The sequence below is a fragment of the Candidatus Nitrosocosmicus sp. T genome (assembly GCF_054408485.1).
Window position 1 is genome coordinate 2,242,365 of record NZ_CP166992.1, and the last position, 22,093, is coordinate 2,264,457.

The following is a 22,093-nucleotide window of genomic DNA, read 5'->3' on the forward strand; positions in this document are numbered from 1 at the left end:
TGTTCCTTCAATGAAGATGGATAAGACATAATTGTATTTTCTTATTCATATGATGATAATAAAACGAATCAACATATAAAACCAGGCAAATATTCTTTATAACAATAAACTGTTAGAGGAATCCATTGTAATGCTAAATCCAACAACAACAACAACAGCAGCAGCAGTCTCAATAGTAATTATTACTGTTCCATATCCGGTATACTACTGAATTAATCATTATTATTGAGTATGATAGATGTCCTCTGCTTGGATAAATCGATTCTCATGATTGTTCTATTGAGTTACAAAAGAAGATCCAAATTCCGATAAGCATTTGATCTATTTTGAAAATAGTCACAAGTTAAATTTTGATGTAAACCTATGACTTCCCATCATGTAATCAAATTTTATCCCTCCATTGTAGACACAGATAATGACTAAAAGTTTTTTAAATGTGTAAATAATTACATAATAGACTTAACGGCTATCAATCGCATCGGTATATTTATTGTCATGTATTAAATCACTTCTAGAATAAGCTTTTGTATAATCTACGTTATGACCAAGAATTATTCTTGTAATACCTCTTTCTAAGGTAACAATAAGGTCTAGCAATCCATTTCTATCAGGGATTGGTTTTCCATCGGGAGTTTTATTTCTAGTTGTTTTCCATTCTAGATCTATTGCGAAAATGTCTTTTGTAATGAATCTGTTTCTTATAGTTAGTATGGTTAAAGTCGCATCTTTCAAAACTGATTTGAACGGATATTCGTGTAGTTTTTCAATCTGCTCTTTTCCTTTGACGTGCTGTCCTAATACGTCAGTCCACTCACCATCTTCAACGAACAATTCTGCAAATTCTTTAGCATCATGTCTATTCCAAGCTATAGTAAACTTTTCAATGAGAGTGTTTATTTTTGATATCTCATCGCTCAATACATATGATATATGGAACAAATAGTATATTAAAAGTGACAATACATAAGATAGTTTGTCTATGTAACCATTATAGAGTCAATATCCTACTACATGTTGGACATGGTATAGAAAATAGGTTTTAGAAATTTCCTACTGTAATCCTTATATAATATTTAATTAAATTGTGTCTTTATATTAAAACTATCATGTATGGTGAAATTAACTATTTCTGGTCTTTTGACAGGACTATTTTCTCCGAAGGTATATTGATTATAATCATCACCATAGTCAATATTTACTTCAAATCCTGTTCCGATGGGCACATCGCCTGATTTGAATGTAAACGTCTTTGATGTCATATGCCCGGAAGGGAAGTAAATGCCATATGCTGATTTGAAAATATTTTCGGGATCATGATCCACTCTGATTATAATGCTGCCGGCTATATCTCTTGGAGATTGATTTGATACTTCGACAATGACTTTAAATGCTTCCTTGGGTGTCGAATCTGATGATGAATTATTCTCACCCGAGCACGACTCAAATCCATCATTATATCCTCTCAGGAATTCATTTGTATGATAACCTGGCCCCTTACCTGGTTGATTGACATATCTTTCAGAAGTATCAGATACTTTTGAATCAGAACAGCCATGACTATAACCAGATCTATACGATAAATTGTTTGTTACATCGTCCTCTTTACATACCTCCAGGTCGGGGTGGTTTTGACAAACGCGATCTTTGTTCTCACATGATGGATAATCGGGATTCATTATAAAACCCGGGTCACAAGGAACGTTATCCGGGATACATCTTCCGCTTTCATCATCTTCATGACTATGGTATTCTTCTGGACACCTATCATGACTTGGATAGCACTGGTCATCTCCATTCCTAGAAAAACCTTCTGGACATTTACCATTTTCATCTGGAGCACATTTAGGCAATGAAGGATCAAACAAACAGTCACCATCAGGTTGCGAATCAGATAGATTCTCTTCAGTTTGCTTTAGTTCAGAAGTGGTGGCACTTTGGTCATCATTATCACTTGAAGAGGAACTGGAAGAAGCATTTTTTTCCAGTTGGGTGTCAGAGATGATTGGAGGAGATTCATTTTCTTGGAAAGAAGTGAAATCATTGGATTGCCCAGAAGCGTTGAAACCAGTTGCGGCCGAGCCCGAAAAAAGTATAAAAACCAATAGAAAAATTACAAGTCTGCAATCAAAATATTGAATTTTCTTGCTTTCTGTTTGAAAAGAACTAGTATTGCTATGGATATCTATATCTTTTATCAATATTTATTACTATGAATTGTAATTCTAAAACATTTGCAAATATTGTTATAGCAGTATTTTCACGAACAATACTTTTGAGGCTTTCGCAGCATTGGAAAGATGGGTGGAAAGTCATTTACCTGAATGGTACCTAGCAGTTCAAATCCGTGTCGTTCATAAAGAGGAATATTCCTTTTATTAGATGATTCTAGATATGCTAAAACATTATCGTTGTCAAACCTAATTGTTGCATGTTCCAAAAGGGCAGAGCCGAGTCCTTTGCCATGATGAAGTGGATCAACTCCAATAAGTGGCAAATACCAATGAGGCTCATTTGGGTGATGGCTGCCCATTTCCTTGAACACCTCTGAAATAATGCTCTGAGCCTCTTCAGAAGTGGTATCGTGTAATAGTCCGAGTATTGTATCAACGTCAGGTTCAACTTTTGGAGGTAGCCAAAGAGCTGAGCCAGAATAGTTTCCAATGTAGTAAGCGGTCTTATGAACAAACGATTTTCCTCCAAAAGCCTTTGCAAATTTAGAAAAATGTAAAAGGTATTTCTGCGGATGTGGCCAGACCCAACGAGTCGCAGGATCAGCTACAAAGGCCAGTTTTAGAGCATCAATAACAGCCCCTTCCTCTGATTCAGTAGCCGTTTTGACATGTGAAATTGTCATTAGATTATCTCTATAATGTATGAAATCATAACATTTTAACATTTAAGGTCCAGTCTGAATTAAATTAGTATCGTTTTATGATTTCCTCTCTATGTTTTTCCTCATTCCAAAGCCTCGAAATGATCTTGTCCTTAGTTTATAGTTACAGCAAGGGCAAGAAGTTTCATCCCACTTTATAAAAATCTCACATATGCTACACCTCTTCTGTCCTTCCATATACCTGGATGGACTATTCTGATTTCTTTTGGCCTTGTATCTTACACATACTCCATTACAACTCATAACGATGAGAACGTGAAAAATAATACTGTAGTGGGAATAAATATGTACTCAATTACCCAACTCTTGCATCAACTCATCCAAAACTGGTCTTATCATTATGTGATTATTTTATTTACATCAGGTCTATAATAATGATTGACGAAAACCTCGAAATTGTACCGTTAACAACATACAACCTACTTAGCGAGTATTAAATATACCTCTTTAATTAGGCCCGATGTTAATAATAGTAAAGCTAAATATCCTCAATTTAGACGATCCAAAAGAATTTTGTTGAATCGGGCACTATGAAATGTGGTCCTCTTATGGTATTAATTTATTCCCATCTGAAACTAACCTCTATTACCCAATCTATCTTGCAGCTAGATTTGTAACACAGTTACTATTCACAACAATATCAGTATTATTTGTATCATGATCTTATTTAGACCCGATTATGAGTTTCAATTTAGAGATTCAACAAAATTCTAGTATTATATTTGACAGATGAATTGAGTCACCGTTAATAATACAGGAAACAATCGATTTCAATTCTGATAGTTAGGACTTAAACTAGGAAATATGTGCAAATTGACAATAACCCGGACCAGACAGATTTCGCATATTTTTGTCACCTTTAACTTCTACGACAACGGTCAATATGAAGATTCGCTATCAAGACACAATTGTAGATAGAGTCCTATGATGCTATGATGCTATGACTCAAGACTTTTAAGAAAATTCTCGCTAGAAAAATTCTTAGATTTGTTAATTTCAATATTTTTAGGGTTTCTTGGTATATTAGACTTGATCATGTATGTGTAAATGAATACTAATCTTGTACCTGCCAAAGCCCAGGGATGTTGCAATTTATATTCTGTTGACCAAGGTATTTCTAATATATCCCATGAGATTCCTGAATCTGTGGAACAATAGATACCCCTATTATTTAAGCAATAAAACTCATCGCCTATATTAGGATTGGATTCAAGAATAGAAATGACGGTTCCTTTTGGGTTTGGTATTCCGTCAGTAATCAGATTCCATTGTTTATCATTAGACGAACGTCTGTATAAAAATGACTCTAAATCTTGTATATAATGTGACTTCCAAGCGTTACTTGCGGCAGATGTAATCATATTGTAAGGATCATTTGAATTCAAGGCAAGTCCAAATAGGTAAGTATGAAGATCAAGTCCATTATCATCTTTTTTCCATGAATTAGCATAATCATCACTTTCAAAATAACCATCTCCAGCAGCAGAATAGAGTCTTCCTGGTGCTTTTTTATGAGTTCTTAATACATGAGTATCATATGGACTATACTCAACTCTATCAATCCAAGTCTTACCACCATCAACGCTTTTAATTAGGGCTCCAGCCTCTACCGCAGCAAAGATATATCCATTTTTGTTCTTGTCAAGTTCTATCCATCGAACATGATGAGTCCATGGTCTAGGAGGAAAGGACCAAGTAGGAGATGATTTCAATTTATTAAATCCATCAATTTTCTCCCAACTTTGACCACCATCATTTGACGTGCAAATTATACTGGGCTCCATTCCAACAAATAACTTGCCTAGTCCTGATTCTCCTTTTTCAGTCGGACTAGTTGAAACAGATGTGATATGAAATCCTGGACTGTTTAGAGAGATTTCTACCCAACTTTGACCACCATCATCAGTTTTCCACAGTCCTGCGTCAAAAGTTCCGCAGTACGCTCTATTGTGATTTTTTGCATCAAATGCTATTGAATTAGGATGGTAGTGTTTTAATTGTTCACCCATTTTCCATCCATTTTTTGTAGAATATAGCACCAAGAGTGAATCTTGCATTGCTGCTAGAAGTGTGGTCATTTTGCTAATCACAACTACCCAATCATATTATTTGAGGATAATGTAATTATTTTAGATATTGTTAACCAACACATACATTTCTTCTATATCAAGAAATGTTATTGAATAAGCCTCCTATAATTCACAATATCTTTGTTTCATGATCTGTTTCTTTTCATGAACCAAACTCAGAGACAGAATAAAAAGTAGTATGGAAGGTCGTAACACAATTCTAGTTAATAAATTGAAATAATTCTAAATATTCTAAGAATAAAAAATAGATATCTATGCGGGAGTAATTCTATAAATAACTCCATTATCATGTGATAGTATATACAAGAATCCATCATCAGGTCCTGTTACCAGATCTGTTATACTTCCAAAACCATTCCCAAAGACTATAGAAGATTGTTCCTCTTCATTATCAACGACTAAATCTGGAATCATGTCAAGAATGAATCCATTTCTCTCGGGATTCATTTCAAAATAATACAAGAATCCATTATTATTGTCGCCTACAAATACATTATTGGAATATGCTTGACCCAAACTAGTAGAGTTTAAAAATTCTATATCAGTGAGAGCCGGTGGAGCTAGCCATGTCAGAATTGGATCAGCATAATGAGAACCTTCAAAGCTAACTAATTCATCTTCAGTATTACCAGATATAGAAATTGGACCCATTATTGTTTGCCAACCGCTGTTAAATCCTGGTCTGACAATATTGATTTCATCATTTGATGCAGGTCCGTTTTCGGTATCCCAGATACTTTTAGTAACCGGGTCGAAGGTTAATCCAAATGAATTTCTAATGCCATATGCAAAATATTTACTTAGTGGATCACTAGGATCGGTGGAAAATGGATTGTCTTGTGCTATTGTTCCGTCAAGGAGATTTATTCTAAATATGATTCCGGTATCATCAGGGCTAGGACCATCCTGAAAGTTTTGTAACATACCATCATGATTCAAATCTCCTATAACTCCATAAAGATAGTTATCCGGTCCAATCATTAATTTTCCACCATCATGATTGGGCCCAGGTATTGCAGGGAGATCTAAGATGAGAGTTGGACTTTCTAATGTTTGACCATTCCAAGTATATTTGTAAATTCTATTTTTTAATTCACCATCTTCAGCTCCAAGTTCTGTATAATAAAGGAAAACATTCTTCGTAATACCATTTTGAATAGAACGATCATCATTTCTTACATTTTCATCCACAGCAATACCAAGTAGCCCCCTTTCACTTTGGGAATCAACAGCTATTTCCAATACGGGCTGAGGTTGTAATTGGCCATTTGAAATTAATCGTACTAGTCCGTCCTTTTCTAAAACCAATATATTGTTGCTATCTAAAAAAGCCATACTGGTAGGTGAATTTAGACCCTCAACAAATGATTCAACCTTTAGACTTTGATCATCAACAGACTGTGCAAAAGCAATGGGCAATTGATATTGCAACAACAATCCTGTCACTAAAACTAACATACAAGAGATTATGAAAATTTTAATAGATTTTTTAATGCAGAGGTCAGCATTATTATTATTGAAATCATTTCTAAATATCATTATGTTTATCAATATACCTGATAGCATAAATAAGGTATATTTTTGTGTTCACATATTAAAAAAATAGTTAAGTTTAACCTTATAGAAACATTTAAAAAAAGATACAAAATCTACCGCAACAATTCATACCTTAACCTTAACCATGATTTAATCAACTGTGCGGAACTTATATTATATATGAGATCGGATTTATTAACTAGTTGTACGTTCATTGCAGTCTTAATCTAGCGAATTTTTCTTTGAGGACTAAAAGATGATACAAATCATGACTATATTCTTCTTTTCTATAATAATTGAAGTGGTAGTATTGATTACAAAAATAGAAAAATGGTCTTGAAATGTTTAGGTATTTTAATTATAACATTTTATCAAATGTTGTTATTGTTGCATATCTGCTGTATTAGCTTGCTCTGATATGACCTCTTCTGTAAACTCTCTAGTTTCTGTTACCGGCTTTTTCTTTATTACTACTTCCTCTTTTACATAGGGAGTCTTTGAAACTTCTACTTCTTCTTTCTTTAATGGTATTTCTATCTCTTCTCTTGAGGTAACTGGTTCTTGTGATGTCGACGTATCTCCGGTCGGTGGTCTTCGCTCGATAGATATCTCTTCATGTGTTACCGGCACCTCAATAGTTTGTGTTTCTATGACAGGTTCTTTTGTAATGGTTGCATAGCTTTCCTCAACTCTTTTGTTCACGTCTAGTCTTTCTCCAGTTATCGGTACAGTCACTTCTTCATTTCCTGCAGAATTTGATGCTTCATTATCCATATTCTGTGATGATGCTGGAAATGCTTCTCCCTGGTACATGCTTGCTGCCTCTTCACTAGAAATACTGAACCTGAGAATATCGCCATCATAACTTTCAACCTTCTCTTTGGGTATGAAAAATTTTTCTTTGTTAAGGATACCTTTTTGTACAAAAACATAACCATTTGAAACATCTTGAACCTCGCCAAAATCCTCATCATTTGATCCCCTGGCTTCTTTTTTTATAACATCATTCCAATCAATAATTGAACTCATAAAGTTATTTATATGGCATTGCTTATATAGTTAGGTAGATATTACTATCAATGGTAATAGCTACAGTTAGTCTCTGCAGTAGTATTCTTTATCACAAAATAGCAATATAGTATGTATTGATATATCATTCAATAATTATTTATAACATATAACATATCTACATTTGAGGATCACTATGTCCCCCACCAGCCCTATTGAAAGCTGGACAATTAATAATTAACCTTATTATGACTAGTTATGATTAAAATTATGTTTACTAGTGCCACTGTTTTTTAGAAAAGCATAGAAAATAATTAATTATATTTAAAAAAGAAGAGAAGTTAGATAGTTTCCTTTTACTGTTGGGCTAGTGCGTTATTTCCGGAATTATCCTGATTTTGGAAGCTGAAATTATTTCCCGAATTTTTGGTATTCTCGCCTGAAACTACTTGACTGTTCTGACTTGAGGATTGGCTTTGACCAATGCCTTGTGATGCGCTATTTCCATTACCGTTATTGTCATCATCTGAATTTTGTGCTAATGCGTTGTTCCCTGAGTTCTTTTGGTTTTGAAGGTTTATGTTATTGCAAGAGGCATCCGTGTTGTCACCTGAAATGCATTGTGAATTCTGTCTTGAAGATTGAGATTGGCCTATACCTTGTGAAGCACTGTTTCCACTACCGTTATTGTCATCATGGTCATCATGGTCATTGTCATCATTATCGTCGTCTATGGATTTAGAACCAAAATCACCATCATAATCGTCATCATAATGTGCTCTTAAGTTCTTGTCACATGCTTCTTCATTATCTTCATAGTAATCTTCGTCATCCTTACATTGATCTATGTCTACTCCATAGTGTGCAAATGCTGTCTGGAAATTAGATATTGCAGGACCAAGGGTCATTGCTATCGCAAATACTGCTACAACTAATACTGCATTTAATTTTGTGTTATTTGACTTTAACATTTTAATCGTGAATTATATAATAATAACATATAATAAAATAATTTTTGAATATGATCAGGTCATATAGTACTAGTGCAAGATTTTAGAATAATATTCTATAATATTCACTGCGAATACGAGCTTAGTTACTAAATAGTATTGCCCGTAGATATATAGGTAACCACTTTTGCGTCCATCTTGATTTTAAACGAATGATCTCATTAAGAGATAATTGGCTGATGCTGTTTGATAAAGCACCAGATCTCTAAACAGATATCTCGATAGATGGAATTGAAAGCGAAGGTATACAGTCTTCATTGTATCTAATACATGATCCGTTTTGATTGATATCGCTTTTCTCGTATACAATAGCATTTTGCTATTCTATTTCAAATTCACAGATATATTTAACAACATGTTTGTACTCCCTCCTTCTTAAATGCCTATCCGGCCATGCAATTGAATTCAGGATAATTACATTTTTACTTGAAATTGAGTTGATCTCTTTTTAAATGGCTTTTTTGATTTATCTTGTACTTCCAATAGCCCTTGTAAAGTAAGTCTATTTAGTATCATATTGCAGATATAAAAGAAAATGTGAAATAACTTGCATCTTTAGAATATTTCAACATCTAATCCGGATAGTGCTTTTAATTACATTTGATAGTTCAAGAATAAAAGCCCTGATCTACAAAAAAAGATCTTTTATGGATAAGGTCATAATCATTAGTGTTGAACTTACAAGGACAGCATACATTCGGCATAAAAAATAGTAAAACCCGTCCTAAAATTTTTACTTTTTATCAATGCTAAAGTCAATTTACAATATACCATCTAAAGAGCGATTAACTAATTTATGATTTGTATTGTAATTATTGAAACGACCTTACCGATTGTATGTTTACAAACTCAGCCATTCCAAATCCAGATAGTTCCTATCCAACCTGTCATTTTATCCACATCCACAGGAAATTAGAAATCTGAAACTATTACTTGGTTTATAGTAACCATCCTTGACTGAAGTTAATAGTCTACATAATAATTAATCATAATTATATGATAAGATTATTTTGAGGTTTGAATATCAAAGAACAATGCAATACATAAAATATAATAAAGTCCTTTTAAAACCAGGTAAACGGAATCATAGTACCAAGGTGATTTTAGAATTTTTCAGAGAGGTTCAAACACAAGAAAATAAAATGAAAGGATTTATAGTAATGGATAGTTTAGAAGACCCTTCTGAATCCATAGTCCTTACTTTTTGGGAAAATAAAGAAGATATGAATAATTTTTATCAAGCAGATAATTAACTTTTATCGGATTTGGTTGAAAACTTAAACCCTCTTTTGAAAAATTACCAGAAAGAAAAGGTTATCAAGTATCGAATTTTAGAATCTAATTGCCAAGACTATTGGACATTCTTTGTACGGACAAAAGGTAAAACATCTATAGACATATAGTAGTAAATTAAACACTAAGCAAAATAATGAGTCGATATGTCTGTTTTTATCTAATTTAGCAGATATTTATACTATAATTAGAAAATACTATCATGACAAGTGATAAGAATCACCAAGGTATTCTTGGGATACATCATATCACAGCTATAGCAGGTAACCCCCAAACAAATATTGATTTTTACACTGGTTTTTTGGGACTGCGACTAGTCAAATTAACTGTTAATTTTGATGATCCACAAACATATCATTTCTATTATGGAGATAATATAGGTAGACCAGGTACAATTCTGACTTTTTTTCCTTGGCAAACCATGCCAAAAGGTTTTAGGGGAACGGGCCAAGTAATTACTACATCTTTTTTAATACCAGAAAATTCCTTAGAATATTGGACTTATAGACTAAAAAATCAAAAGATTAGTTATACTGGTCCGACCAAGAGGTTCGATAATGATGAACAAGTAATTACACTTTATGATCCAGAGGGAATGGAAATAGAACTTGTTGCACACAAGGACGCCGAAACAAGAAAAGACCATGTTTGGAAAATGGGCCCTATTCCTGAAGAATATGCTACCAGAGGGTTCTATTCAGCAACCATTTCCTTGGAAGGATATGAACGGACAGCTGATCTCTTAACTGAAAACATGGGCTTCTCAAAAACTAAGAATGAAGGAAACAGATTTCGATTTGAAATCAAAGATAAAGAAAAAATAATAGATAATTTGTATGGTAACAAGCAAAAAAGAGAACCTGATCTTTTAAATTCTCCATCTACTGTGGACCTCGTATGTCTACCCTATACTCAACGGGGTTATATGGGAGTAGGTACTGTTCATCACATCGCATGGCGTACTCCCACTGATGAAAGCCAGTTGGATATGCGAAAAAAGATAGTCGATACGGGTCTTGATGCCACTCCTGTAATTGATAGAAGATATTTTCATTCAGTATATTTCAGAGAACCTGGCGGTATTCTATTTGAAATAGCAACCGATCTGCCTGGTTTTATGGTAGACCAAAAATTGGAGGAGCTGGGACAAAAGCTCTTGCTTCCCGAATGGTTAGAGCCGGGCCGCAAATATCTTGAACAAGTACTTCCAAAAATTAGTACACCATCACTTGACAATTTTTCTTTTTCATCATCTTCATCTTTTAATCAAACCTATAATACCTACAAAGTGAAAGATAATGAAGCAAATTGATTTTAAGTACCGTTTCATCCCCTCTCCATTGCAGCAGCATCTCTCAGACAATTCTGATAAAGCATATGGATCCAGAGACAATCAATCAGATACATTGACTTTATTATTGCTTCATGGTACAGGTGGAAATGAGGATGATTTGATACAAGTTGGTCAAATGATATCGCCTTCTGCGTCTTTATTAAGTCCTCGAGGAAAGGTGTTGGAAAATGGAATGCCTCGATTTTTTAAGCGACTTACTGAAGGTGTATTTGACATAGAGGATCTAAAGCATAGGACCAGAGAATTAGCTGATTTTGTTAAGGAGGCATCAAATATTTACAGTTTTGATCTAAACAAGACAATTGCAGTAGGTTTTTCTAATGGTGCAAATATAGCAGCAAGCCTTCTGCTTTCATATCCAGAAACGATAATTGGTGCAATTCTGTTTAGGGCAATGGTTCCTTTTATACCAAATTCTCCAATCGATCTATCGGATAAGAATGTGCTGTTATCTGCAGGAATGTTTGATCCTATAGTATCAGAAAGTCAGACTCAAAGCCTGTTTGATATTCTAGAAAAAAGTAGAGCATATGTGACTTTGAAATGGCAGCAATCAGGTCATAATCTTACAGAATTAGATATCTTGGACGCTAAAGAATGGATGTCTAAAAATATTCAATAGATGCGATGCTGAAATATGTTATGTTAATATTAAAAATAGATATCAGTGCTAATAATAACAATAAATGAATCCGCTAGAGAAGTTTTTTAGAGACAAATCTTTTATATTCTCTACAAGTTATTATCACGTCTTCTAAAGTGGTAGGTATCGTTTCATCTACAAATTTTTTAGCAAATCGATCTTTAGCAAAACCCTTAGATCAGAAATATTGAAGCAAATAAACCTTCTAAAAAAGAATGCAATCACTTTTTCATTTTCTCTAAAATTAAATTTGATAGAATAATGTGGTGTTGATTTGTTTAAACCTATCGCATAAATAGGTTTTGCAATAGTTAAAGTTAAATGAAACAAATCTAAATAAATTAATAATGTCTTCTGCTACTCGCTCTATCATAGTAGTGGATGACGAAATAGAACTTGCAACCCTTTTCAAAACATTCTTGAACCAGCAAGGATTTAACACTATATCATTTGTGGATCCAGTTCTGGCTTTAGAGTATTTTAAAGAGACATCGGATAAGCATTCTTTAATAATAACTGATTTAAGGATGCCTAGTTTGAATGGGCTGGAGCTCGCAAAAAAGATAAGGGAACTAAATACAAACATCAAGATTTTCTTGATGACTGCTTTTGAAACAAGGGATTTAGAAAATCATATAGATTTTAAGATGGCTAGAATTGATAGGTTAATTCAAAAACCTGTTCGTTTTTCTGACTTGAAAGAAATGATAAATAAAGCATGTAAAACATGATTTAGATAAAGAGTTATTAAGACCATTTAGACAATGCATTAAGTAAATTCAAATAATATGCTTGCTTAATAGATCCTAATTGCATGTCGCTTTCATGATGATTTATTATTATTTACTTTATATCTTCCGACAGATAAAATAAGTTTATTATGAATAGTAACCGTAAAATCATTTACCTTATTGAGATTTAGAGCAAAAATTAACCAACAAATTAGTAACAGAATTTCTAAATTTTAATACTGATTTTTGAATTTAACCGGTATTAAATGCCATTCTATTGTAATCGCATTTTATTAACTGGTAAAAGTAATAATTACAGTTAATAGCTGAAATTACTGTAAATCCTCTTTATTTAACTTTTTATTGTCTTTACTTAAAACTTCTTTTTCGTATGAAAATATCCATTTTTTTTTCCAAAAAACAAATAACGATATTATAGTTATAGCTAACATCACTATCACTAAAAAGCCTAGATATCTTGGTAATGTGTGTAAATTATTTAAATCAAAGCCTTGTAACCCTAGTACGCCTATCAAAAGCGAAAGCGGTAATACGATAGCTGAAAAAATAGTCAACACCCGCATTGTCTCGTTTATCTGTAAAGAAATACTACTTGAAAACAGTTCTCTTGTAGAATTTATTGTATCCTGATATGATTGAATCATTTCAATGAGCTGGTTAATATTATTATATACAATCTGAAGATATTTTATATCATCTTTGTCTTTTTCCATATTAGCATGATAGTTTATTATATTTCTAGCATCCCAGAAATATCGTCGAAGAGTAATAACTTGTCTTGATAAGGTATCCAAATATTTAAGCACCCGTCTGGATGGCCTATATTGTGCGTCTTTTTCGATATCAAAAACTTTGAGCTCGATTGCGGTCAAAAGTTGTTCGTAATCTTCTATAATACTAGATATTATGCTATAGTAAAGTGCATCTATTGAAGATTCCAATATCGTTTTTCTGTCTGCGAGAATTAGTTTTACTTTTGTTAGCAAGTCTATTTTATTTGAATGAAGAGTTATGAGCCATGTATCCCCTACATAAAAGTACAATGGCGTAGTTTCAAGATTTTGTAAATCATTAAATTTCAAGTCAAGTAAAATAATAAATTTACTATTGCGATCTGTTTCTTTTACCACTGGTTTTTTGGATTTTTGTCTGATTTTATCTAATGCTTTCTTATTTAATGAAAACTGCTTTTCCAAATTTGTAATATCTTTATCTGTTGGATCAGATATGTCAATCCAAAGATTATAGTTTTCCCGTAGGTCTCCATCTGAATCATTTTTCTCTTCTATTATTTCCTTTTTATTGTAATAGAAGATATTTTTTTGCACTATATTTGATATAGTTTTAAAGTATTAATGTCTATTTCGTTTTGTAGCAGATCCATCAACCAAGTATTGTTAAAGACTATTCCTTGGTGAAATGGTTTAATAAATTTCAAATTTGATATCATTATAATCTATATTATGTTCAATTACGGATATAACATTTTGAGCTACCGCTTTATGTGTAGGAAAAGGAATGTTTAATCTTTTAGATCTTGTATTTTATTGATTCAAATCGTATTCATTGATTGCGTTTAAAGATTCCTCGGCTCACAAGTTCAATTTTTTAGTTTAACTTTTTGTGACTTTAACATAATCGTTCCTAATGCCAGGAAAACCAATCCGCCTATGACCAAGAAAGTCAAATCGAACATAAATGGATCCGCAACTTCAATGACGTGGTGCATTTGTAGAATGTGGTGATTGATTATTCCCTCAATAGTGTTAAAGCCACCAAATCCAATAAAAGCCAGGCCAATAAATGATCGTTTATATGATAGAAAATAATCTTTATCCTTAGAACTTTGGGAAATCCAAAGAATAATAATTCCAGATATCGTTATTATTAGAGAGAATGCAAGAAATACTCCATCATGTAAAATATTCATTTGCAGAGACTCAATTGTGTTTGGGATTATCTTATGAGAGGAGGTATGGTGCCACTGTAATATCGCGTGAAAGATAATGATATCTATCAACCCAGCAATACCAATTCCAATTAGAATTGCCGAGATAGCCGATTTTCTCTTACTTCCACTTTCTCCCTTCTTATAACTACTTTCGCTCACATTATCTCACATTAACCATCAAACCATGAATAACATACGATTTAAAGTACAAATATTAGATGATTCTATTTGTTTGGAAATAATCTCATATCTGGATATCATAACCACAATCAGAAACAAATCAAGCAACCTGGCAAATATCATTATCTTTTCAAGACATTAGCGTATAATAGATGCTGCAGTATTACCTTCATTTGATATTTCAAAATTATATGATAGAAGTGAGAAATATAATAATCATTTTACTTAAGTTATGGATCAATATTTTAACAATAATATAAATATTAAATCTTCATTAATAGAAATTCAATTTTTATATAAATTGATCATAAGTAGTTTAGACTAGCAAGATATCTATTACTAATATCCCTTGCATCGGACATCCTGATTAATACTACATTTACAAGACGATGGAAAAATGGCTAAGATAAGAATATTCATTTCTTATATTTATTGTTCTTCTAATGGCTCTCTTGAATATTTTACCTTAAGAACCAACATCCAAACGTTTAATGATGCCCCAATAGAGTTGCCAATAACAATAACAATATCCGCCCTTCCAATTCCATAAATAACCCATAGAGAAAGCCCAGCAATCAAGACTAGAAGAAAACGAATTGATACATCCTCGGTATCCTTTGTTTTTAATGCTTTCTTAATCTGTGGAACGGTACTTGCAACTGTGAACACAGTGGCCAAAAGTCCGATGAATGTTATTAGAATATCTACCACCTATTTTACGATAAATAACATATCTTTTATTGATCATAATATTTGTTATTGAACTTGAAGGACGCTAAACGACTCAAGCATCATATTGACATTACATCGCCACAAAGATGCAATTCAATTATCAATAAAAAAACTCACCCCAAGTACTAATATCGTGTTAAAGCCGTCGGTCCGATACATCGATGTTCTGATAATAAAGTTTTATCAACACTCTATTTTCGAAATAGTAGAAATCCCAATGTAGAAAAGACTCGATGAAGGTCAATAAATAGAATTTCATTTGAAATATGTATATATAATTGCTTTATAGTGGCTGAACGAACCTAAAAATCGTACCTTTGACATTTTAATCTAAATGGCTCATTGAATAATTCTTTGGATTATAGATTTTCAAAATTTAAGGTTAGGTAGTCTTTATTTCATTGAATTTACTTAACTCTTTATTCTGCTCTACCAATAGTGCCATTATTGTTGAAATCATTAGTTCAGTATCACTTTCTGATCTTGTTTGAATAGATTTTTGATATTTGTAATATACTTCATTAACCATTTTAAGCAGTAATTTCTTATCTGCAGATGATAGACCCTCTGTAAGATTGTTCAACTTTTTAATAATTTTATTATGATTCTTGTCATTTTGCAGGAGAGAATCATCAGAAGTATCAAAGTATCTAAACATGTGGTATAATGTTACTTTGTATATTTAAGGAATTAGTATTTCCGGTATATTATTAATGACTACCTAATCTTCTCTAACCTTAAAACAAGAGGTTTTTAACTTGCAAAACATTAGTACAGTCTGTTAATGGATGTATTTACCTTTAGACAGTTAAAGGAGTCCAAATATTATGATCCAATACTTACGGAGGTTATGTTTGATTATGACATGATGCTTGAGATGGTATTTCACTCCATGACTATTATTGAAAAAGGGTATGATACCGTGTGGGATGCAAATATGTTCAACTTTACTAGAATGTATTTTCAAGAAGGAATGGAATATGTTGAAAAATTAATCACGGATAAGGGAATTAGAATAAGATTAATCGTTGAAGCAACACTAGAAAACATTGATGCCATAGATTCGCTAAAATACTACGAGATTCGGTGTCTGGATGACATAAAGGGTAATTTTGGGATATTTGACAATAGGGCATATATGGTATATATTTTCCATAGAGATAACGACAAACCAGACCAAACTCTTTGGAGCAATTCCAAAACATTGGTAGATAAACAACGAATCCTCTTCGACAAAATGTGGAATATATCAATTCCACTATCAATAAGAAGAAAAGAATTAGAGTATGAAAAAAGATTAGGCCGTAAGAAGATAATAACAGATTATGATACACTCCTCAATGAAATCGATACTTTAACAATTACATGTAAAAAGGAATTACTCATATTATCGTCTACTAAGATCCTATGCATTATACTTAGTAAGAACAATTTTGTAAATTATTTTCCACCATTATTAAAAAATGGTGTAAAAATCAAAATCCTAGTTGATAACACCGACTCAAATTTGATAAAATTGATTACTGCAATAAACTATACCAATCGCATTAATCCCATCCATTTGATGTATTCAAATAAGATAAGTGAATTTAATGAATTGGTAATAATAAGCGATGATAAATATATGCTACAAGTAAGCCGCGATGTTAATAATCAATTACTTGCATTTTTTTCACGTGAGGAATACAATATTCTGGTTCAAGGAATAATGTTTGAGAAACACTGGAATGATGTTAAGAGTCTAGCAGCAGTCACCAATAGGTACGAATAACAGTAATATTTATTAAATCGACAACAAGAAATACAGAAATACTAATTCTTAAATAAAGTTCAATCAATCAAAATCTTGTTCTCGAATTTATTGCAAAGAATCTGGCTAATTTAGTTAACTTACTAAGACAATATCTATATTATTATTTTTTTAATAATAGTCATTCTAGAAATAGTTTATTTAGCTACATTAGCATATTGACAGAATTATTTATAGAATTTGTAGGCCAAACGTTTGATTCACTCTTAAGAATGATAACGTATCCTAAATTCTTGATATTGAAACTAATTCAAGCATCAATGCTGGGACTAACCTAGGAATTAGCACCTTGGTTCAATAACTGTCTAAATAAAACATCCTAGACAAAATAATATTGATTTGCTAGGTTTTATTATAATTGTTTATGATTGCAATTGTGTTTACTAGTGCTACCGTTTCTATAACATTCTAGAAAATAATTAATTATATAAAAATATGGAATGTAGGCTACTTCTACTGTTGGGCTAGTGCGTTATTTCCGGAATTCTCTTGATTTTGGAAGTTAAAGTTGTTACCAGAGCCTATTGTATCACCACCAGAAACGACTTGGCTGTTTTGTCTTGATGACTGAGATTGAACAATTGCTTGCGATGCACTGTTTCCATCATCATCATCGTCATCGTTACTTTGTGCTAAAGCATTGTTACCGGAATTCTCTTGATTTTGGAAGTTAAAGTTGTTACCAGAGCCTATTGTATCACCACCAGAAACGACTTGGCTGTTTTGAATAGAGCGCTGAACTTGTGCGATGATTTGAGATGCACTGTTTCCATCATCGTCATCATCATCATCGTGATGGCTCCCTCCTGCAAATGCCATATTTGTATTATAGTTTAATCCAATAGGAGACACAGTCATGGCAATTGCTATTGCTGTTATTACTGCTAAAATAGAAATTTGTTTTTTATTAATACCCGTCAATTTAGTAAATATTACTTAATAATAAACGATATAACTTGTATCAAAAATCGTTATGGTAAAATCATAGAGAAGAATATTGCATCCAGTTTGTTATGTGAAATCAAGAATCCGCTATCGCTGGTATAAATAATTCATATTTCATATACCTCGTATTGGTCAATTATCCTTCAACAGTCTTTAAACCTATTTTACCCTACTGTAAAAAAAGTATTAGTGATATAAATTAACCAATTACAAAGTATGTGGTAGAAGATGAGTATAGAAAACTAAAATCATCATCCCACCGGATTTTAAAGTAGTATGAGAATAAATGAAAAAAAGATTCTCATGTAGTTGTATTAATAAATATAATACAATTTTGAACCCGTATTAAGAAATTACAAGAAAAGGTTTGAATTAAAATCAATTACAGCTTGCTCAATTCTGTTAATTATCCTAGATACTACATGGGTACTATATGTATGATTTCTTTCCCGTTATTATTAATTCAAATTATTATTCCTATCGAGTTTTCTAAGAACACAGTGTAGAATCAAATGGCCACTCCATGTTATCGAGATTTGAGTGACGTCATATCAATGGAGAAGCGATAATCTTTCATAAGCCTCGTTGACCATCTGGATTGGAATGATTTCTACATCCGCGGTGATCTTATGCTTGCTGCAAAATTCTAGCATCTCCTGTGTTTCGGAGATACACCCGATAAGCGACCCAGAAAGGCTCCGACGATTAAAGAGAAGACTCATGGCAGAAACTGCATGCAGTGAGTCAGGTGCTCCGACTAGTGTGAGATTGCCATCGGGTCGGAGTAATTGTAGGTAGGCGTTAATGTCGTGTTCGGCAGAGACGTGTCGATAATAAAGTCGAAACTGCCTACATGCTTCATCATCTAATTGGCATTGCTTGAAACGACCACTTCGTCTAGGCGTAGACGAAGTGTATCTTCTTTTTTTATAAGCGAAGTAGTAAAGAGAACAACATGTGCACCAAGCGCATGAGCAAACTTTACTGCCATATGACCTAGGCCTCCTAAAACCACCACACCGACTGTATTTCCTTTAGTCACCCCCCCAGTGACGCAAGGGATAGTATGTTGTTATCCCTGCGCATAAAAGAGGAGCAACTCCCGCGAGATTCAAGTTGGGAGAGACATGTAAAACAAAGGGCTCTTTCACCACAATACTGTCAGAATAGCCTCCATATGTGACACCTCCAAGATGCATATCTGGAGAATTATAGGCTAATGTAATGTGTGGACAGAACTGTTCCAGACCGGCTCGGCACTGAGGGCAGTCTCCATCGGAGTCGACTAAGCATCCAACCGCAGCAGGTCGCCAGGCTTAAACTTGGTTACTGCAGAGCCAACCTTTGTTACACGACCGACAATCTCATGTCCAGGAACGCATGGATAAACAGTGGGCATAGCACTCCACTCATTACGGATTTGATGTAGGTCAGAGTGACAGATACCACAGAAAAGGATCTCGATTTGGACGTTGTCATTACCAGGATTGCGCCTCGGAATAGTAGTTGGGATAAGGTGAGATTTTGGATCGGCAGCAGAGTAAGCCTGGGATTCAAACTGTCCATGTGACTGTGAACTAAATCGAGTAGTTGACATGACAATATGAAAACGGTATCGATATAAATGGATTAGTCAGGCAAGTTCGGTTTCTTCACTAGGGCAACAGATATTATGCCTTTATCTATTTTTCCCTAAAATTAGTCCAAATAAGATTCCTGGATATATGGACTATATCATTTCTTTTTCCAATTTGATGTACTTGGCTAGAGTAACCTTCAGCTCAATTAACTCCGGAGTAGTAAACATAGATAATAAAACATGATTGTCCAAGGGTTCCTTATTGATTTGAATTTCTTTGAACCACCCCTTGGTCCAATCGGATCCTTGTCGCCTTATGATTGTTAATTGAATTCCAATATGTGTTAAGTTATATGTTCCAAAGGGTATTCTTGATATAAGGTATTTACAGTCTTCGACTAATCTGATCCTTGATTCCCTTTCAGATATCATAATGAAAATTATGTTCTGTTTTAGTATAATTAAGTTTGAAAGGTTTTTTCAATAATAATTCTAAATAGATTTTGTTAGTATTAGTGTTACTTGTAATTTATGATTTATATATCATTTAACTGACAATTTAATAAGAATAGAATAATGGCATAGGTCGATTCACCACCTTGATGAAGCCGTTTGCATCTAGATATTGTAATACTCGTTTTTTTTAGTGAATCATCGATGTTTTATTTACATGATCAAGGATTCCCATATAGAGGAAATATTGATATTGACATACATTCATCTCCATTGAATTCTGTACATGATGCATATAGAAGCATCTCTGCCAAATACTTGATGTTGTATTTGAAAAAGTTATAATCTTCAATAATATACAAGATCAGATCAAAGTAGAGAGATAACGCATTCCGTAGATAAATTATAAAAAAAAATTAATGTTTCTATTTTTAAAAACTAATCTTCTGTTTTTACGAATGGATCAATTTTTTGCTCGTTTGAATATACATAATCTGGGTTGTTGGGATCTCCCTGTTTATGGGCATGTTTGATGTGCTCATCTAGTTCAACCTTATTGCGAGCAACTAGTCCACAAATACTGCACCTTTCTCCTCTTGGAATCCCCGGTTCTGAATTTTCTTTTTGTGAAAAACCTTGCACTTGTGGTAATTCTGATCCAGGATCTGAACCCATACTAAAAATATCTGAGTTTGGATATTAAACTCTTTATGCAGTGATCGGCTCATATGCATTTTTGAAGGCGATCCAAACGACAATAGGCATGAAAATTATGAAGTGGTGTCTAAGGCAACGTCAGCTTATCCAATAAAAGAGGAGAATAACACCGCGATAAGTAGCGGCGGTAATAGTAAGTGTAGCAGTAATAGCAATGAAGAAAAAGTAAAAGATCTGGGGAACAGCAGTTAATCTATTTTATCTTTTGCTTTTCCGGCAACATCCTTTGTTGTGTCTACAACCTTGTCTTTAACATCTCCTAACTTATCTGTGATACTATCCAGAACAGATTCTCCTCCTGCTCCTTTTTCTCTTCTCTGTTCAAAAGTCTTTAGTTCAGATTCTGAAACCTTTAATATTATTTGTGCACCATCATAAGCTTCAATCTTCGATTTTGGTACTAAATAAATGTGCTCACTCATTCCATCCTTTTCAACTATGATTGAATCATCTTTTTCACCAATTATATTTCCTATAGTTTGGCGTTCCGACGAAATTACACCCTTTTTTGATATTATTAGTTCAGAAAAATCTATGTTAGACATTAACTTTCTTTCTCTTATAACTTGTTTATTATCTTTTAAAGCAGTGAAAAGTTATTAGAAACATTTTGATATAACCAGTATAAAGGTTTAGCTAATTCATTATTAAATAAAATTATTATAATAAATAAAACATGTTCATATCTTTATCAAGTACAATAACATCTAGTAAACATGTCTTCAGACAATCAAGCTAATCTAATTCTAGACTTGTACAAAATTTATGACAGTCATAGAGATTCGAGACTCTGGTTTTTAGATGAATTAAATGCTAATAGTTACATAGAGTATCATGAAAAATATTCGGGAACATCAAATGAAAGATCGCACTTTATTGCAGTTTGTGGATTCTTTGAGTTATCTGGCACCCTAATTAGTCATGGTTTGATATCCACAGACATGTATTTTGATATTTTTAATCCTAGTCCCTTTTGGCATAAAGCAAAACCCATAGTAGATGGAATGAGAGAAACAAGGCCTCAGATATATGAAAATTTTGAGAAGTTAAGCGAAAAGAGAACTAATTGGAAAAAGAAAAATTCGAAGAATATAGAGTAGGATAGATGATAATTATCTAGATAGTATATAGATTATTAGATAAGATT

At 33.0% G+C, this 22,093-nt stretch carries 22 protein-coding genes and 1 pseudogene; 7 read left to right on the forward strand and 16 right to left on the reverse strand.

What is annotated here, in order from left to right:
- Positions 1–459: 459 nt before the first annotated feature.
- From AB0A59_RS11395 to AB0A59_RS11425, 7 genes are all read right to left on the reverse strand, one after another.
- On the reverse strand, positions 460–918 hold the full coding sequence (locus AB0A59_RS11395) for an SgcJ/EcaC family oxidoreductase (RefSeq protein ID WP_458743891.1): 459 nt from the start codon (positions 916–918) through the stop codon (positions 460–462).
- Between the two features lie 155 nt (positions 919–1,073).
- On the reverse strand, positions 1,074–2,198 hold the full coding sequence (locus tag AB0A59_RS11400) for a hypothetical protein (RefSeq protein ID WP_458743893.1): 1,125 nt from the start codon (positions 2,196–2,198) through the stop codon (positions 1,074–1,076).
- A gap of 59 nt (positions 2,199–2,257) precedes the next feature.
- The gene (locus tag AB0A59_RS11405; RefSeq protein WP_458743895.1) at positions 2,258–2,854 is read right to left on the reverse strand and encodes a GNAT family N-acetyltransferase; all 597 of its coding nucleotides are present in this window, start codon (positions 2,852–2,854) and stop codon (positions 2,258–2,260) included.
- Positions 2,855–3,831: 977 nt separating this feature from the next.
- Positions 3,832–4,971 carry a WD40/YVTN/BNR-like repeat-containing protein gene (locus AB0A59_RS11410; protein ID WP_458743897.1) on the reverse strand — a complete coding sequence of 380 codons (1,140 nt, stop codon included), beginning with the start codon at positions 4,969–4,971 and terminating at the stop codon, positions 3,832–3,834.
- Between the two features lie 264 nt (positions 4,972–5,235).
- The gene (locus tag AB0A59_RS11415) at positions 5,236–6,522 is read right to left on the reverse strand and encodes a PQQ-dependent sugar dehydrogenase (protein ID WP_458743899.1); all 1,287 of its coding nucleotides are present in this window, start codon (positions 6,520–6,522) and stop codon (positions 5,236–5,238) included.
- A 378-nt stretch (positions 6,523–6,900) separates the two neighbouring features.
- Positions 6,901–7,548: a YsnF/AvaK domain-containing protein gene (locus tag AB0A59_RS11420; protein WP_458743901.1), complete on the reverse strand. Its 648-nt coding sequence runs from the start codon at positions 7,546–7,548 to the stop codon at positions 6,901–6,903.
- 335 nt (positions 7,549–7,883) lie between these two features.
- On the reverse strand, positions 7,884–8,498 hold the full coding sequence (locus AB0A59_RS11425) for a hypothetical protein (RefSeq protein ID WP_458743903.1): 615 nt from the start codon (positions 8,496–8,498) through the stop codon (positions 7,884–7,886).
- Positions 8,499–9,571: 1,073 nt separating this feature from the next.
- Here AB0A59_RS11425 and AB0A59_RS11430 point away from each other — a divergent pair.
- From AB0A59_RS11430 to AB0A59_RS11445, 4 genes are all read left to right on the forward strand, one after another.
- Positions 9,572–9,790 (forward strand): antibiotic biosynthesis monooxygenase, encoded by a 219-nt coding sequence (locus AB0A59_RS11430; RefSeq protein WP_458743905.1) that lies wholly within the window; start codon positions 9,572–9,574, stop codon positions 9,788–9,790.
- A gap of 242 nt (positions 9,791–10,032) precedes the next feature.
- A complete protein-coding gene (locus AB0A59_RS11435; RefSeq protein ID WP_458743907.1) occupies positions 10,033–11,142 on the forward strand; it encodes a ring-cleaving dioxygenase in 1,110 nt (369 codons plus the stop codon).
- Positions 11,129–11,806 carry an alpha/beta hydrolase gene (locus AB0A59_RS11440; protein ID WP_458743909.1) on the forward strand — a complete coding sequence of 226 codons (678 nt, stop codon included), beginning with the start codon at positions 11,129–11,131 and terminating at the stop codon, positions 11,804–11,806. The genes AB0A59_RS11435 and AB0A59_RS11440 overlap by 14 nt, the downstream gene beginning before the upstream one ends.
- A 368-nt stretch (positions 11,807–12,174) precedes the next feature.
- Positions 12,175–12,558 carry a response regulator gene (locus tag AB0A59_RS11445; protein WP_458743911.1) on the forward strand — a complete coding sequence of 128 codons (384 nt, stop codon included), beginning with the start codon at positions 12,175–12,177 and terminating at the stop codon, positions 12,556–12,558.
- Between the two features lie 332 nt (positions 12,559–12,890).
- Here AB0A59_RS11445 and AB0A59_RS11450 read toward each other — a convergent pair whose 3' ends face one another.
- The 4 genes from AB0A59_RS11450 to AB0A59_RS11465 all read right to left on the reverse strand — a co-directional run bounded on the left by AB0A59_RS11450 (position 12,891) and on the right by AB0A59_RS11465 (position 16,100).
- A complete protein-coding gene (locus tag AB0A59_RS11450; protein WP_458743913.1) occupies positions 12,891–13,907 on the reverse strand; it encodes a magnesium transporter CorA family protein in 1,017 nt (338 codons plus the stop codon).
- Positions 13,908–14,179: 272 nt separating this feature from the next.
- Entirely contained in the window at positions 14,180–14,689 is a 510-nt protein-coding gene (locus AB0A59_RS11455; protein ID WP_458743915.1) for a DUF2243 domain-containing protein, read from the reverse strand.
- A gap of 450 nt (positions 14,690–15,139) precedes the next feature.
- Complete coding sequence (locus AB0A59_RS11460; protein WP_458743916.1) at positions 15,140–15,421, reverse strand: SemiSWEET family sugar transporter; 282 nt, start codon at positions 15,419–15,421, stop codon at positions 15,140–15,142.
- 403 nt (positions 15,422–15,824) lie between these two features.
- Positions 15,825–16,100 carry a hypothetical protein gene (locus AB0A59_RS11465; RefSeq protein WP_458743918.1) on the reverse strand — a complete coding sequence of 92 codons (276 nt, stop codon included), beginning with the start codon at positions 16,098–16,100 and terminating at the stop codon, positions 15,825–15,827.
- A 126-nt stretch (positions 16,101–16,226) separates the two neighbouring features.
- Here AB0A59_RS11465 and AB0A59_RS11470 point away from each other — a divergent pair, with 126 nt between their 5' ends.
- Entirely contained in the window at positions 16,227–17,213 is a 987-nt protein-coding gene (locus AB0A59_RS11470) for a hypothetical protein (protein ID WP_458743920.1), read from the forward strand.
- Between the two features lie 492 nt (positions 17,214–17,705).
- Here AB0A59_RS11470 and AB0A59_RS11475 read toward each other — a convergent pair whose 3' ends face one another.
- The 4 genes and pseudogenes from AB0A59_RS11475 to AB0A59_RS11490 all read right to left on the reverse strand — a co-directional run bounded on the left by AB0A59_RS11475 (position 17,706) and on the right by AB0A59_RS11490 (position 20,904).
- Complete coding sequence (locus AB0A59_RS11475) at positions 17,706–18,173, reverse strand: hypothetical protein (protein WP_458743922.1); 468 nt, start codon at positions 18,171–18,173, stop codon at positions 17,706–17,708.
- A gap of 550 nt (positions 18,174–18,723) precedes the next feature.
- Positions 18,724–19,794, reverse strand: a pseudogene (locus AB0A59_RS11480) (NAD(P)-dependent alcohol dehydrogenase).
- Positions 19,795–19,926: 132 nt separating this feature from the next.
- Entirely contained in the window at positions 19,927–20,208 is a 282-nt protein-coding gene (locus AB0A59_RS11485) for a hypothetical protein (RefSeq protein WP_458743924.1), read from the reverse strand.
- Positions 20,209–20,667: 459 nt separating this feature from the next.
- The gene (locus AB0A59_RS11490) at positions 20,668–20,904 is read right to left on the reverse strand and encodes a hypothetical protein (protein ID WP_458743925.1); all 237 of its coding nucleotides are present in this window, start codon (positions 20,902–20,904) and stop codon (positions 20,668–20,670) included.
- Positions 20,905–21,006: 102 nt separating this feature from the next.
- On the opposite strand from AB0A59_RS11490, the gene AB0A59_RS11495 reads away from it, so the two are divergent.
- Positions 21,007–21,138 (forward strand): hypothetical protein, encoded by a 132-nt coding sequence (locus AB0A59_RS11495; protein WP_458743926.1) that lies wholly within the window; start codon positions 21,007–21,009, stop codon positions 21,136–21,138.
- Here the strand turns inward: AB0A59_RS11495 and AB0A59_RS11500 are convergent.
- Positions 21,135–21,491, reverse strand: coding sequence for a hypothetical protein (locus AB0A59_RS11500; protein WP_458743928.1), 357 nt, complete (start codon positions 21,489–21,491; stop codon positions 21,135–21,137). The two genes, AB0A59_RS11495 and AB0A59_RS11500, sit on opposite strands and share 4 nt — an antisense overlap.
- Before the next feature lie 171 nt (positions 21,492–21,662).
- On the opposite strand from AB0A59_RS11500, the gene AB0A59_RS11505 reads away from it, so the two are divergent.
- The gene (locus AB0A59_RS11505; RefSeq protein ID WP_458743930.1) at positions 21,663–22,046 is read left to right on the forward strand and encodes a DUF4760 domain-containing protein; all 384 of its coding nucleotides are present in this window, start codon (positions 21,663–21,665) and stop codon (positions 22,044–22,046) included.
- Positions 22,047–22,093 lie beyond the last annotated feature (47 nt).